Annotated in this window: 12 protein-coding genes and 1 CRISPR repeat array; of the genes, 4 read left to right on the top strand and 8 right to left on the bottom strand. The window is 52.8% G+C overall.

All coding sequences use genetic code 11. The features are described 5' to 3' along the window. A CRISPR array of direct repeats spans positions 1–2,103; the repeat unit is 29 nt; unit sequence GCATTCCCCACTCGCGTGGGGATGAACCG. Between the two features lie 118 nt (positions 2,104–2,221). Further along, entirely contained in the window at positions 2,222–2,527 is a 306-nt protein-coding gene (locus QEH52_RS12955) for a putative signal transducing protein (protein WP_308951007.1), read from the top strand. Between the two features lie 2 nt (positions 2,528–2,529). On the opposite strand, the gene QEH52_RS12950 is transcribed toward QEH52_RS12955, so the two are convergent. Both QEH52_RS12950 and QEH52_RS12945 read right to left on the bottom strand, forming a co-directional pair. After that, positions 2,530–3,504 (bottom strand): D-2-hydroxyacid dehydrogenase, encoded by a 975-nt coding sequence (locus QEH52_RS12950; protein ID WP_308951005.1) that lies wholly within the window; start codon positions 3,502–3,504, stop codon positions 2,530–2,532. 36 nt (positions 3,505–3,540) lie between these two features. Further along, positions 3,541–4,056: an adenine phosphoribosyltransferase gene (locus QEH52_RS12945; protein WP_308951003.1), complete on the bottom strand. Its 516-nt coding sequence runs from the start codon at positions 4,054–4,056 to the stop codon at positions 3,541–3,543. 279 nt (positions 4,057–4,335) lie between these two features. Between QEH52_RS12945 and QEH52_RS12940 the strand changes: the two genes are divergently transcribed. Continuing rightward, on the top strand, positions 4,336–4,935 hold the full coding sequence (locus QEH52_RS12940; RefSeq protein WP_308951002.1) for an Hcp family type VI secretion system effector: 600 nt from the start codon (positions 4,336–4,338) through the stop codon (positions 4,933–4,935). A gap of 47 nt (positions 4,936–4,982) precedes the next feature. Further along, positions 4,983–6,689: a type VI secretion system tube protein Hcp gene (locus QEH52_RS12935; RefSeq protein WP_308951001.1), complete on the top strand. Its 1,707-nt coding sequence runs from the start codon at positions 4,983–4,985 to the stop codon at positions 6,687–6,689. A gap of 145 nt (positions 6,690–6,834) precedes the next feature. Here QEH52_RS12935 and QEH52_RS12930 read toward each other — a convergent pair whose 3' ends face one another. After that, positions 6,835–7,977, bottom strand: a complete 1,143-nt coding sequence (locus QEH52_RS12930; RefSeq protein ID WP_308951000.1) for a DEAD/DEAH box helicase — start codon at positions 7,975–7,977, stop codon at positions 6,835–6,837. 90 nt (positions 7,978–8,067) lie between these two features. On the opposite strand from QEH52_RS12930, the gene QEH52_RS12925 reads away from it, so the two are divergent. Further along, complete coding sequence (locus QEH52_RS12925) at positions 8,068–8,883, top strand: alpha/beta hydrolase (protein WP_308950999.1); 816 nt, start codon at positions 8,068–8,070, stop codon at positions 8,881–8,883. Here QEH52_RS12925 and QEH52_RS12920 read toward each other — a convergent pair. From QEH52_RS12920 to QEH52_RS12900, 5 genes are all read right to left on the bottom strand, one after another. Next, entirely contained in the window at positions 8,872–10,080 is a 1,209-nt protein-coding gene (locus QEH52_RS12920; RefSeq protein ID WP_308950997.1) for a type II toxin-antitoxin system HipA family toxin, read from the bottom strand. The genes QEH52_RS12925 and QEH52_RS12920 overlap by 12 nt on opposite strands. Continuing rightward, positions 10,073–10,300, bottom strand: a complete 228-nt coding sequence (locus QEH52_RS12915; protein WP_308950995.1) for a helix-turn-helix domain-containing protein — start codon at positions 10,298–10,300, stop codon at positions 10,073–10,075. Before QEH52_RS12915 ends, QEH52_RS12920 begins: the two co-directional genes overlap by 8 nt. 210 nt (positions 10,301–10,510) lie before the next feature. Then, positions 10,511–11,395: a class I SAM-dependent methyltransferase gene (locus tag QEH52_RS12910; RefSeq protein WP_308950994.1), complete on the bottom strand. Its 885-nt coding sequence runs from the start codon at positions 11,393–11,395 to the stop codon at positions 10,511–10,513. Next, positions 11,392–12,591, bottom strand: a complete 1,200-nt coding sequence (locus tag QEH52_RS12905; RefSeq protein WP_308950992.1) for an N-acyl amino acid synthase FeeM domain-containing protein — start codon at positions 12,589–12,591, stop codon at positions 11,392–11,394. The genes QEH52_RS12910 and QEH52_RS12905 overlap by 4 nt, the downstream gene beginning before the upstream one ends. 294 nt (positions 12,592–12,885) lie before the next feature. Continuing rightward, the gene (locus QEH52_RS12900) at positions 12,886–13,521 is read right to left on the bottom strand and encodes a 7-cyano-7-deazaguanine/7-aminomethyl-7-deazaguanine transporter (RefSeq protein ID WP_308950991.1); all 636 of its coding nucleotides are present in this window, start codon (positions 13,519–13,521) and stop codon (positions 12,886–12,888) included. Between the last annotated feature and the right edge of the window lie 108 nt (positions 13,522–13,629).

Genomic DNA, 13,629 nt, shown 5'->3' with positions numbered 1-13,629 from the left:
GCATTCCCCACTCGCGTGGGGATGAACCGCGGGCGGCTTCTGAGTGCATCTCCCTAGTGTTGCATTCCCCACTCGCGTGGGGATGAACCGTCTCTTGTCTTGGATCGGTGATTTAGCTGTTCGCATTCCCCACTCGCGTGGGGATGAACCGCCCACCAGTGCTTCAACCTCTCCTCGCGCAGCGCATTCCCCACTCGCGTGGGGATGAACCGTCGGCGGCATCGTTGCCGACCGCGACGGCCCCGCATTCCCCACTCGCGTGGGGATGAACCGATGTGTTCGAGGTATTTTTCCATGATGTGTGTGCATTCCCCACTCGCGTGGGGATGAACCGGTGAGTAGTGGAAACGTGAATAGCCCGGGCTAGCATTCCCCACTCGCGTGGGGATGAACCGTCGAGAACGAGCTGAAGGCTGAGGAGGAGGAAGCATTCCCCACTCGCGTGGGGATGAACCGCAGGTGGAGCTCTTAGAGGCTGAGGAATTGGCGCATTCCCCACTCGCGTGGGGATGAACCGGTTAGCTCTTTCTAAATTGAGTGTAAAACTACGCATTCCCCACTCGCGTGGGGATGAACCGTGCGCACTCGGGGCCAACGCAGAGCACAACGCGCATTCCCCACTCGCGTGGGGATGAACCGCGAGGATTTTACGACTTGGTATGCGGAGAACAGCATTCCCCACTCGCGTGGGGATGAACCGTAATTTTGCTGTGGTATTGTGCTCTCTATATCGCATTCCCCACTCGCGTGGGGATGAACCGGCAACAAAGAGACGGTGCACCGATATTATTCGGCATTCCCCACTCGCGTGGGGATGAACCGAAGAATCACCATTTTAACCCATCAAGACAAACGCATTCCCCACTCGCGTGGGGATGAACCGCGAGATGGATGCTGGAGATGATAACGAGTTGCGCATTCCCCACTCGCGTGGGGATGAACCGCCTAGTTCATAGGCTAATTCGCTTTGCGTGTAGCATTCCCCACTCGCGTGGGGATGAACCGCTTGCGAACACCCAGGACGAGAGCAAACACGCGCATTCCCCACTCGCGTGGGGATGAACCGTATTTTCGCAAAGCCGTCTGCAAGACATAAGCGCATTCCCCACTCGCGTGGGGATGAACCGTGCCTCCCCAACACGAGGAGACACTTCACCGTGCATTCCCCACTCGCGTGGGGATGAACCGGGCGGTGCCCTGTTCAGGCGATACCGCGTAAAGCATTCCCCACTCGCGTGGGGATGAACCGGAAAAAATTCTTTGTTTTGCTGGTGCTAAAAAGCATTCCCCACTCGCGTGGGGATGAACCGACTTGGCGCAATCGCCTGCTCGCTGGCGAATAGCATTCCCCACTCGCGTGGGGATGAACCGGCCGGAATTTTTACCCCGTTTTATTTCAATCGGCATTCCCCACTCGCGTGGGGATGAACCGCTCTGCGAGCAATTCGACCTCCCCAAAACAAGGCATTCCCCACTCGCGTGGGGATGAACCGCTCTGCGAGCAATTCGACCTCCCCAAAACAAGGCATTCCCCACTCGCGTGGGGATGAACCGTGACACAATACGCACAGAACGACGCCCGCGAAGCATTCCCCACTCGCGTGGGGATGAACCGGATCGCGTTTGCCTCTCGCACTGTCCAAACGGGCATTCCCCACTCGCGTGGGGATGAACCGACGGGGCATGCATGCCAGATCATAGACAATAAGCATTCCCCACTCGCGTGGGGATGAACCGCGTGATAGCTAGGCCCCCCATTAAGGAATCTAGCATTCCCCACTCGCGTGGGGATGAACCGGACTAGCGCGAGCGAGCAATCACAACCAACTAGCATTCCCCACTCGCGTGGGGATGAACCGGCCGCCGCATGCCAGTCGACACGATCGGCGAAGCATTCCCCACTCGCGTGGGGATGAACCGAAGGGCAACATAACCCTCACCAGCTTCGACGGGCATTCCCCACTCGCGTGGGGATGAACCGTGGTCAGTCGGCTGCGGTTGCAGCATAAAAAAGCATTCCCCACTCGCGTGGGGATGAACCGAAGGGCAACATAACCCTCACCAGCTTCGACGGGCATTCCCCACTCGCGTGGGGATGAACTGGTTATGAAATACGCCAGCAACCAGACAGTACGATTCAAACGCCCCCAATGCCCAATCTTTATATTGCTACTTGAGCTTTTATGTAGCAAGCTATGGCTTTTCTTAACCCCGAAGCCTTATGCAAGAAGTTTACAGACATCATGACAGTTCATCGATCGGCTTGATCGATGGTATTTTGCGAGAATCTGGCATTCCTACTTTGGTGAAAAATTGGACCGGGGGCAACATTACGGAAATCCCGATTCCGAGCCTCTACCCGAGCATCCATGTGCTGGAGGATGCCCAGGCGGATGAGGCGAAACGAATTATCGAGGAGTATTTGCATCAAGACACGAAAGAGCTGCCGGAATGGACTTGCCCGAACTGTCACAACACGGTGGACGGCTATCTCTCGGAATGCTGGTCCTGCCAGACTGAAAGATAAAGCTACATAATCCGATTCTGTAAGGGCTGGCCGGATTCGAAGGCCTGCAAGTTTTTCAAGAAGTGTCGTATGACGCTGAGCGATTCACCCAAATGCCCGCCCGCAGTGTGTGGCGTAATGTGGCAGTTTGGCAAATCCCGCAAGGGATGCTGCTCCGGCAGTGGTTCCGGATCGGTCACATCCAACCAGGCGGAATGCAAGTGTTGACTGCGCAGCGCATCGGCCAAGTCTGCCTGATTCACGGTGGTGCCGCGACCGATATTATAAAAAGCAGCCCCCGCTTTGACCTCGGCCAAGAACTTGGCGTCGACAAAGTTCAAAGTTTGCGCGCTTTCAGGCAAGATACTGATGATGTGGTCCGCCTGTCCCAAAACGCCCGGCAAGGCATCCAACGCGACGGTCGGCACCCGTTCGCTCCTGGTGGGCGAGCGCCGCACCGCAGTGACATTCATATTAAAGGGGGCCAGCAGTTGCACAAACATTTCGGCGATCGCACCATAGCCCAAGATCAAGACCGACTGGCCGGCCAAGGGCCGACAGCCCGCGCGCAGCGCATTCCATTCCGCGCTGCCACTGGCACAGGAATTCTCCGAAAGCGCAGCTGGCAAATTACGGCTTTGTGCTAACATGAAGGCCATCAAATGCTCCGCGCAGGGCAGGTCATACACGCCCGAACTATTCGCAACCGTAATATTGCGCGCTTGCACGCCCGCACGAAAGCTCGGCGTATCATAGCGCGCGTATCCCGCGCTGGTGATCTGCAAGTATTTAAGTTTGGGCGCCTGGAGCACGTCCTGCGGGGCCGGTTGGCCCAAGGCCACATCGACCTCGTTTAGAAGAGGATCACTCTCCGCCTCCGCAAGAACTGAGGCCGCCCCGACCTCGGACTCAATCAGTTCATGACCGTGCAGACCGTCTAGCAAAAGCTTTCGCTCTACATCCCCAAGAGCAAGATTACACCAAATTTTCATTTTCATAGTATTCGCGGCTGAGCACGAGTCATGCCTAATAGACTAATAGTGAAAGACTGAATGGATCGGCAACTGGGGCAGCTTTTCGCGCCCTTTTAAGTCATCGAGTTCGATCAGAAATGCCAGCTCTTCAATCGTGACTGCGAAGTGTTCGCTCAGCAGCTGGACCGCCGCGCCGATTGTGCCGCCAGTGGCCAGCACATCGTCGACCACCAAAACGCGTTGCCCCGCCTGCAAGGCATCGCAGCTGATTTCCAAGACACTGGAGCCATATTCGAGCTCATATTCTTGCGCATGCGTGGCGTGCGGCAACTTGCCAGCTTTTCGGATCAATACCGTGCCGGCGCCCAAAGCGTAGGCCAAGGCGGATGCTAAGACGAAGCCGCGCGCCTCGATCCCCACCACCACATCGATTGCTTTGCCAGCATAGCGCGCGCTAAGCTGATCAATCAAAGCCTTAAAAGCCGGGCCATCGGCGAGTAAAGGCGTAAAATCACGGAAGATGATACCAGGCTTAGGAAAGTCTGGAGTCACGCGGATGTAGGATTCGATATTCATATTAATCTCTGTAGAAAAACGGAGCACACTAGTCAGATCCCTGAGGCGATAAAGAACGAAGTCTATTTAATGCACTCAGAGCTCGAGACGATTGAATTAATCGTGATCAAATGTCTCCAATAGGCTTATTTCTAAAACATACGACTCCGACTATTAAGCTGACGCATCGAGGCATTAAGACTTTCTAATCGCGGAAATTTGTGCTAAAGCTCTATACACAGTCCATTTTCCCTGCTGCACAGCAGTCCTGCTTAGCTGTTCACTTCCTTGATTCCGACTATGAAAACACTACGAGCCCCCAAGTCTTGGCTGCTGAGCTGCCTCTATCTCTTCATTGCCAGTGGCCCACTTTTGACGGCAAATGCTTCCTATGACGTTTTCATGTATGCGACAGATAGCACAACGGTCATCGGTGAAACCCTGGACCAAGAGGCTCAACGTTTAGGTGCCTTTGAGGTGCTTTCCTTTAAGATCGGGGCGGAAAACACTGTGAATATTGGTTCTATCAGCGGAGGCGGAGGTGCAGGCCGTGCGACTTTCAAAGCAATGACCCTCACCAAAAAGGTCGATACTGCGAGCACGGGCTTCTTTACTCATCTGACCAATGGCCAACATCTCGACGAGATGATCATTTACATGCGTCAATCGGGCAGTCCATCGGGTGACACATTTCTCAGGTACACCCTGAAATTTGTAATGGTACAAGACATCTCCTGGTCTGGTAGTGATGGGGATGATATCGTGGAAGAAACCATCGTGATTCAGTATGGCGCGATGCAAATTGACTATTATAAGCAAAAACTCGACGGAAGCTTCGAGCCGGCAAAGACTGCGCAGTGGAGCCAAGTGCTCAATGAGGCTTCTTTGGAAATCAACTAGGTCAGCAACACGAGAATTTGATTCCTGACTGGATTCCTGACTGAGTTGTGAAATCTCGAATTTTAGCTTCCGTCATTGCGCTATGGCTCTCCAGCTCGTACAGCGTGGCCGCATGGGATGCGTATATGCAGTTCGAGGGCGGTGCCGAGGGCTTCGCAGGCGAAAGTAAAAATACGAACTATCAGGGTTGGAATGAGTTGTGGACCTTTGAACTCGGCGTCGAGAATACAATCAGCATTGGAAGTGGTGGCAGTGGTTCCGGGGCTGGTCGAGCCAGTTTTCAGCCGTTTACGATCACAAAATCCATCAACACAGCTTCCCCCAAATTATTCGAGCGATTGGCAACCGGGCAACAGATCAGCTCGGCTCGGCTGCTCGCAGTTGAGATGACTCCTCGCGGGACCAGTGCCTCCAGCACCCCCTTTTACGATGTCGACTTACGCGGACTGATGTTGCAGGAGATCAACTGGAACGGCGCCAAGGATCAAGAACTCGTCGAAGAGACAGTCATACTGCAATACGGCGCCATGCGCGTTAACTATACCAACACGCCGGCTGATTCTAGCCCCAGCATTACCGTTTATGCGCAGTGGAGCCAAGTGCTCAATGAGGCCAGCCTCGACGTCGGAGACGGATCAGGAGGCACCTCAGTGGCCCCCATCATCTCAGGCACCACGCTCAAAACCGTCGCTCCAGGCGTCCGCAGCTCATTTACTTTCAACATTAGTGATTCAGATACTGCAATCAGCTCAATCAGCAGTAGCGCCACTTCACTAGATACTAGCTTGATTGCCAATAGTTCGATATCAATTACTGGCACTGGCGACACTCGAACCGTCTACTTCACAGCCAATAACAGCGAGGGCACAGGAGCGATCCGGATCTCCGTTGACGACAACGATGGATCCAGCACGCGCACGCACACAGTCACCATTGAAATCACAGAGCCCAATGCCGCTCCGGAGATCATCAGCCCCGCTGAATTTGAAGTTTGCGAGCTCAGCACAACTTATCTCAGAGGTATCGCCATCAGCGATGCCGATGCCCTAAATCACTCCAGTTTAACGCTCACAGTTTCAAGCGGGCAGTTAGAGCTCAGCACAAGCATCCCTAATGGTCTAAGCGCAACCCAGATTACTGGAAATGGCACCGGGCAACTGACACTCACCGCCCCGATTGACCGTATCAATACCACACTCAGTGCGCAATACGGCTTAAACTTTACGCCGATAAGCTCTAGCCCTGTGAACTTAAATATCGTGGTCAATGACAATGATGCGACCAATCCATTAAGCACGACTCAAGACCTCACCCTACTTCCGATTCTGACGCGTTATGAATTTTGGGAACGTGAGAAATTCACGCTCAGCCAGCGCATGCATGGCGAGAGCGACGCCATCGAAGACATGGATCAAGATTCAAATGCAAACCTAGTAGAATTCGCCTTCAACCTAGACCCGAGCAAAAGTGACATCTACCAGCTGCCCTTGAGTATCGTCAGCAGTGAACAAGGTAGCGACCACTTCCAATTCAGCCTGCCAGTGCGCAACAATGCGCCCAACTTGCACTATCAGCTGCAGCGTTACGCCCCAGCCACTCAAGAATGGCTAGCCATCGATAACCTGTATCAGGAAGTTGGCGAGCGCACGCCCATCAACCCTGAATTTGATCAAGTCACCCTGCGACTCTTAGATTCAGTCTCTGCCAACGATTCAGCATTGGTGCGTATTTTCCTAACATACATCGAGGATTAACCGAAGCGATGTAGCGACAACTCCGCCCCGAGCGCAAAAGCTGAGTCGCCACAAGGACGGGCTGCTTTAGCTGCCCCACGTCTGTTTTGTTTATGCACCACTAGGCTGATTCTCTGCGGCAGCTGAAGCAGCCGTTCCCAGCCAATCAATACCCGCTCAGGTCGATCTCGTCACTTGCAGCCATCGGCACCTTCTGGCCCATCTTTTTCTGAATGACTTTAAAGTGATGCGCCTCCTCGGGCGTGATCAGCGAAATCGCCTCGCCACTGGCCTCGACGCGACCGGTGCGCCCGATGCGGTGCAGGTAGTCCTTAGGCGAACGCGGGAGCTCGTAGTTGATCACCTGCGAGAGACAATCGATGTCGATCCCGCGCGCCAATAGATCAGTGGCGATCAAGACTGGAAAGAGCCCTTCTTTAAAGCCTTCCAGAGTGTCTTTTCGCGTCTGCTGCCCCATCTTGGAATGTATCGGCCAGGCGTTGATCTTATTCTTGCGCAGCTTGAAGGTGAGATTATCGGCCTTCTTGCGCGAGGACACAAAGACTAAGACACGCTGCATGCCTCCTTCTTTGATTAAGTAGCGCAGCAGGGGCCCCTTACGCTCTTCGGAGACGAAATACCCATGCTGGCGGATGTGTTCGATCGACTCCCCCACTTCATCGACCTGCAATAGCTTCGGATCCTTTAGAATCACTCGCTGCATTGCCGAGATAGTTTCATTCAATGTGGCCGAAAAGAGCAAATTCTGCCGCTTCCCCGGCAATAAGCCTAAGAGTTGATTCAGCTCCGCCTCAAAGCCAAGGTTCAGTAACTTATCCGCTTCGTCTAAGACCAGGGTAGATACATTCGACAGCGCCACCGCATTCTTATCCAGCAGGTCCAGCAAACGTCCCGGCGTGGCCACTAAAACGTCCACACGGTTCATAGCCTGCATCTGGGTATTAATCGAGACACCACCATAGACAGCCACGCAACTGCAGGCGTGACTTAAGCTCGGAATAAAATCGCCCCAGACCCCAGCTACTTGATCCGCCAACTCGCGTGTCGGCACGAGCACCAACACGCTGGGGGCTCGATGTGAATCGGCCGCAGTCGCGTCGAGCTTTTGCAAAATAGGCAGAACAAAAGCCGCAGTTTTTCCCGAGCCCGTCTTAGCGACACCCAGCACATCCGAGCCTTCTAAAATCGCGGGAATGGCTGCGCTTTGGATGGGGGTCGGCGCAACAAAGCCATGCCGCGTGAGCGCTTGCGAAAAGTATGATGCCATACCGAGTTGTGAAAAAGTCATAGCTTAATCTCGCGAACTTAGGCTTAGAAGCGACTTAAAAAATTAGACCGCGACTTGACGCGGCACGGGCAGGACCGCTTTGTTGCTAGTATGTCCCACATTTCCTCATCCGAAGGCCTCAACATACAAGGCTTCGACCCATCGCTGACGCGAGTGTACAAAGAGGTCGATGGCCACGCGCTCAATTTACATGTATTTCTTCCACCAGGACACACCGCGAGCGATCGACGGCCGGCAATCATTTTTTTCCACGGCGGCGGCTGGATGGCAGGGGCTCCGAGCCAATTTTTCCCGCATTGCGAATACTTAGCCTCTCGCGGAATGCTTGCCGTATCCGCGGAATATCGATTGCAAAAAAAACACGGCAGCAGCCCGCAAGAATGTGTCAAAGATGGCAAATCTGCGATACGCTGGCTACGTGCCCACGCGCCCGAACTTGGCATCGACCCAAAGCATATTATTGCCGGTGGCGGCTCGGCGGGCGGACATGTCGCCGCAGCCACCGCCACGCTTGAATCTTTCAATGAAAGTAGCGACGACCTTTCGATCAGCTGTAAGCCCGCAGCTCTAGTGCTCTTCAACCCCGTTTATAACAATGGCCCGACAGGCTATGGCTATGAGCGAGTCAAAGATTATTGGCAGGCGTTCTCCCCAGCCCATAATCTGAGCGCAGCGACGCCCCCCACCCTGGTATTATTCGGCAGCCAAGACGTGCATGTGCCAGTCCAAACAGCTGAAGATTACAAACGAGAAATGGAAGCACTCGGGCGCCGCTGCGACCTGCATTTTTACGAGGGACAAGGGCATGGGTTCTTCAACTACACCGAAGCGCAGATGCCTTACTACACTGCAACCGTGCGAGAGATGGACCGATTCTTAGCTTCGCTGAACTACCTAGTCCTGTAATCTTCGCCAGCGCTCGCTGAGCAGTTCGAAATAGGCCTGCTGGCTCGCTTTAGAGAGACCACTGCCAAGAATTCGTGGCTCCCAAGGTACGGCCTCGAGTTGATGCAGCACGCGGTCTATCATTCGCAGATTCAGCCCGCAAACTTCCTTCCCCAAATACTCCAACAAGCTGTCGCGATCCCAGCCTGCGCGCCGCCCAGCTAGCGATAAAGCGCTCTCGCTAGCGTCCTTTCGGGTAATCGCGTGATTCATCATGCCATAAGCAGGTGATAACTCGATAAGGTTCCCATTCTGTAAAAGTGCCCATTTCTTTAAGTGGAGGCCGCCATTCCCCGACAGCCAGCCAAACAACACACGATGGAAGAAGCGCATCAACTGAATCTTAGGATTTGTGCAGTATTGACGTATCAATTCAGCAATCGCCTCCAGCGAGCCCTCATATTTAGCCGTGCGAGCTTTCCCCAGTAGTTGGCAGGCAGATTCCACTCGTAAACGCTGACTATTAGAGGCGCCCGTGCGGTCGAAACGCTCGGCCCACAGAACGGCCCGTCCATCCGTCGTCCGCAGCCGCCCCACCGAAGCCACCGCCAGCCCCGCGTCCTGCGCCAATTGGGTCGTCAACAGCTGATTTTCTACCTGCCCAACAGTGTCCGGAGACTCCGGTGTCAGTCGATAGCTACCATTAAGCTTCACCAGCTTAAACGCCGATTGCTTGCGCGAATACACCGCACTCGCACTGGCTCCAGAACTCGCCAGTGAATGGGGGAAACCCGCCGCCGTATTAAACTCAGCCAGTTCACTCTCGCAGTATGGCAAGGCGTCTAATTCAGGCTGTATCCGTGCCCGATTCAAGGATTTGAGGCCCTCAGCCGTACGCCCTAAGGGCAGCGACTCAGAGCCACTCGGCAAGACTGAAATCAGCCCCGGCAGATCCGCCCCCACCGCAGCCAGCAGCCCCCATTCACTCGAATCCGTAACGGGCGCAGCACGCCATTGCTCAAGCTGCATACCTTCAGGTAGTAAGCCACTCAACTCGGGCGGCAAGGTCTCCCAAGAAAGCCCCTCAGACGCCAGCGGCCAATTCAGGAATACTGGAGCCCCCTGGTAGCCATCCGCATAAGAAAAACGGATGCCGACTGCATCACGCTGCAACTCTCCAGCATAGACCTGCCCGACAAATAATCGCAAACTATCCATTCAGCTGCACCTCGACGCCTAAGGGACTTTTTGCCTGCAACTGAATCCTCAGGGCATCCAAAACCGCCACCAGATTACGCAAGCTGAAATCGTCGCGACCTGATTCTATTTTATAAATCACAGATGCGCTCACACCGCACAAATCCTGCAATTCGAGCTGCGTCAAACCCTGCGCCTTACGCGCCGCCGACACCATCTTTCCAAAATTAGTATTTTTCATTTTTATTAAAAGGATTAAACCTCATTTAATTGAGCATAGTGCAAGGCAAGATGGCTAGAAATCAATGATTCATTTTAAAAGAACTGAATTCTAATATCTCAATCCAGCGAAGATGCTATTTAGATGTAAATAGGCAATAATCATTTCAATTAAACAGATTAAAGCAAATCCACTAGAGAAATTAAGCTATATAAAGCCTCTAAAAACCCCTTATTTGTATTCACACAAGGTGAAATACTCGCCGCTGTGCAAGTGTAGTTTACGATCGTCTTTAACAAAGCGCTCAAGCAGCGCATCCCGCCCTGCCAGTGACTTTAATTCGCAATCATGCTGCTGAATGAAATCGGCCATTCGCTCGCTGCCGATGCTCCAAGCGATCGGCTCTCCAATCAGCTTTAAGTGATAATACAAGAGGCTAGGGATCGTGTTTCTCGGGCTATTTCGCGGCTCCAGGGTCGAGAATAGAAATTGGCTGCCAGCCCCGGTCAGCGCTCGGATGGATTGAAACAGAACATGCACCGCCTGCTCGGGCAAATACATCATCACCCCTTCGCAGATAAATAAGGTCTTACGCCCTGGCTCAAATCCGGCGAAATGACTCAGTTCGTGCTGCAGGGTCTGATGCGCGAAGTCGACACTCAGAAAGTGCATATTAGACGCGCCCCCCGGATTCAGCCCCGCCACTTTGGCCTTCTGAGTGGCAGGATGGTCGATTTCAATGAAATTGACATGTGGATACCTTTTGTGAAATCGCCACGACAAGGTATCAAAACCTGCGCCGAGCATGACCACTTGGGTGACGCCATCCTCTTCAATCGCCTGTTGGCTAATCGCTTCCACGTGCCGTTTGCGCAAAATATAATGCAGCGTAATGCCTGGCAAAACCAAGCGCTCACGAAACTTGACCGACCATGTAAACATCGGCGTAGCCAACTGTTTCAGCCGATTGCGGCCCTCTTCAGTGCCCTGCAAAATTTGCTGTCCCAGCTCGACCACCTCATCTTCAACTAAATAGCTATAAGGCGAGGCTTGGGCCACGTGTAAAATGCCCTGTAGCACGGTATATGCGGTGGAACTGGCTTGATCATTCTTCACTGTGTCTGTTCTCCATAAAAGGTGATGCTTGTATCCGTATACTTGAGCTTACCTTCAAGCTGTAATTGATCCAAAAATGCAAGGGCCTCCTCCAGCCGGGCGCTGGCCATATAAGCAAATGCAGTGGTACTTATTTTTGCCTTAGAATCTTGTGGGGATTTATTCAAAGGCAGCGCATGTGCTTTAACTTTATTAAGGAAAAAATTGAGCCGATAATCAGTGGAGCCATGGGCATAGGCAAAGGCGCGGTCATCGACATCACGCAGACGTTTACTTAAGATCGAAAGCAAGCTGCGCAGGTATTCCGGATCATCGTGGGCCTTATCCCAAAAGGTCTTACGGTTGAGCACCACCAGTTCTGTATTCTTCGCGGCCGTGGCATCCGCCGATCTGGCTTGCTCATCTATCAAGGACAATTCGCCAAACAAAGAGCCCGTGCTCAATGTAGCCAGATTCAGCTGATCGTCCCCTTCCTTGCGGGAAATATCCACCGCACCTGCGCTGACAATATAAGCTTCGTCCCCTTGATCACCTTCGCAAAAAATTGAATCCCCGGCGCTGAAGAGTAGGTACTGAAAACAGCCACTGAATCGTTCCAGCAAGTCGCTTTTGCCCACCATACCGCCGAAGGCCCATTGATAAATTCGCTCCAGCTCGCTGACCATCGGCACGATGTGCGCGCCTGCCGGCTCATACCAAAGCTCATCTTCGAGCGCTTCAAAGCCCATACGCCGGTACATACTCTGCGCCTCACTCCTTGCGGTTACAATAATATGGCTCACGCCCCACGAATGCCCGACATCACAACTTAGCTTAAACAAAGCTCGAAACAGATCCCTACGATTACGCCACTTTTTAGCGATCGCCAGCATACCAGAACAGCCCAACAAAGCCCGATCGAGTCCCTGCGCCTGAGCTTGCTCGTTCGCACGTTCACGGTATTCACTAAAGTCGTAACTTTCGTCCGCCGGCAACAATACCTCGCTATCAAAGTTAGTACGCATAGTGCCCACAGGGGTCGCACCCTCGTAAGCAATAATATTAGCGGTATTCGGCAGGGCATCAAACCGATCAATAATGATGTCTCCACTCACACTGCCATAAAGCCCTTCTTCGACCACATAAACCTGATAGCGCAGGCGATAGACATCACTGAGTTCTTTGGCAGTAGTCGCCACTTTGATTCGAATAGACATAGAATATAGCTGATGTAGACAAAATGTGCCGAGAGCTGCTATTAGCCGCTGGACTGGAGGTTAAAAGGCAAAGGAATAAGACTATTGAAGGATGCGTACAAAAAAGTAAAAGATGAAACGCAAAATATATAGGGTCGCGTCTGCTTAAAATTAAACAGTGCAAATGGAACCTCCGATGCCCTCCCGCACTCAGCTTCAGTATGGAAACTTAAGTTGCAGTAGACGCACTTAAAACTGCTAGCTGCTCCTTGGCGTGAGCCACCAGATCCAGTAGCAAAGCCGCATTTGCGGCTCCTATGTCGACGCTTCCAATCGCCGCTGTAAACTGCGTAACACCACTTTATATGCAGGGAGAAACAGGAGAATATTGATGAGTAATTTAAAGGCGTAATCAACTGCTGCAATTTCCATCCAGTTCGCAGCCATAAATGGATCGCTGGACGCATAAAATGCGATTGCAAAAAAAGCGACCGTATCCACCGCATTCCCAAAGACGCTTGATGCCGCAGGAGCTAACCACCACTGCTGTCTCTGCCGGAGTCGATTAAACACCAAGACATCACACAGTTGTCCGATCGCATAAGCAGCAAAACTTGCCACCGCAATACGTGCGATAAATGCATTCCATGACAGTAATTGCCCGGCCCCCTGATACGCCCCGTCTAAAAACAGCACAGATATCAGATACGAAAGCAACAAGGCGGGAAACATCGCAATAAAGATCACCTTCCGCGCCAACCCAGCCCCACAGATGCGCACGGTGAGGTCAGTGGTCAGAAAGATTAATGGAAAACTGAATGCGCCCCAAGTAGTATGAAGGCCGAAAATTTGAATCGGGAACTGCACCAAGTAATTACTGGCCGCGATAAAGAGGACATGTAAAGCAATGAGCCGCAACAGACTGAGCGTGGATGGATTGGAGGACTGCATATTTAGAAAAAACCTGTCTCTCTGGCAGCATCTTGCGCATACGCCGAGCTTTTTCAGAAAAATCCGAACGAAAGTCCCCCGCAGGTCCAAGTCAAAATAGGAGTTGAA

Origin of the sequence: Thalassobacterium maritimum (assembly GCF_031127805.1) — a bacterium.
In the GTDB taxonomy this organism is placed as follows: Bacteria; Verrucomicrobiota; Verrucomicrobiia; order Opitutales; family Coraliomargaritaceae; genus Thalassobacterium; species Thalassobacterium maritimum.
The sequence above is the reverse complement of the archived record's forward strand: the minus strand, read 5'-3'. Positions and strand labels throughout refer to the sequence as shown.

Excerpts from the sequence above, each read along its gene's own strand:
- QEH52_RS12940 (WP_308951002.1), top strand. The coding sequence starts at position 4,336 with ATGAAAACACTACGAGCCCCCAAGTCTTGGCTGCTGAGCTGCCTCTAT.
- QEH52_RS12945 (WP_308951003.1), bottom strand. The coding sequence starts at position 4,056 with ATGAATATCGAATCCTACATCCGCGTGACTCCAGACTTTCCTAAGCCT.
- QEH52_RS12955 (WP_308951007.1), top strand. The coding sequence starts at position 2,222 with ATGCAAGAAGTTTACAGACATCATGACAGTTCATCGATCGGCTTGATC.
- QEH52_RS12950 (WP_308951005.1), bottom strand. The coding sequence starts at position 3,504 with ATGAAAATGAAAATTTGGTGTAATCTTGCTCTTGGGGATGTAGAGCGA.
- QEH52_RS12905 (WP_308950992.1), bottom strand. The coding sequence starts at position 12,591 with ATGTCTATTCGAATCAAAGTGGCGACTACTGCCAAAGAACTCAGTGAT.
- QEH52_RS12900 (WP_308950991.1), bottom strand. The coding sequence starts at position 13,521 with ATGCAGTCCTCCAATCCATCCACGCTCAGTCTGTTGCGGCTCATTGCT.
- QEH52_RS12925 (WP_308950999.1), top strand. The coding sequence starts at position 8,068 with ATGTCCCACATTTCCTCATCCGAAGGCCTCAACATACAAGGCTTCGAC.
- QEH52_RS12930 (WP_308951000.1), bottom strand. The coding sequence starts at position 7,977 with ATGACTTTTTCACAACTCGGTATGGCATCATACTTTTCGCAAGCGCTC.
- QEH52_RS12920 (WP_308950997.1), bottom strand. The coding sequence starts at position 10,080 with ATGGATAGTTTGCGATTATTTGTCGGGCAGGTCTATGCTGGAGAGTTG.
- QEH52_RS12915 (WP_308950995.1), bottom strand. The coding sequence starts at position 10,300 with ATGAAAAATACTAATTTTGGAAAGATGGTGTCGGCGGCGCGTAAGGCG.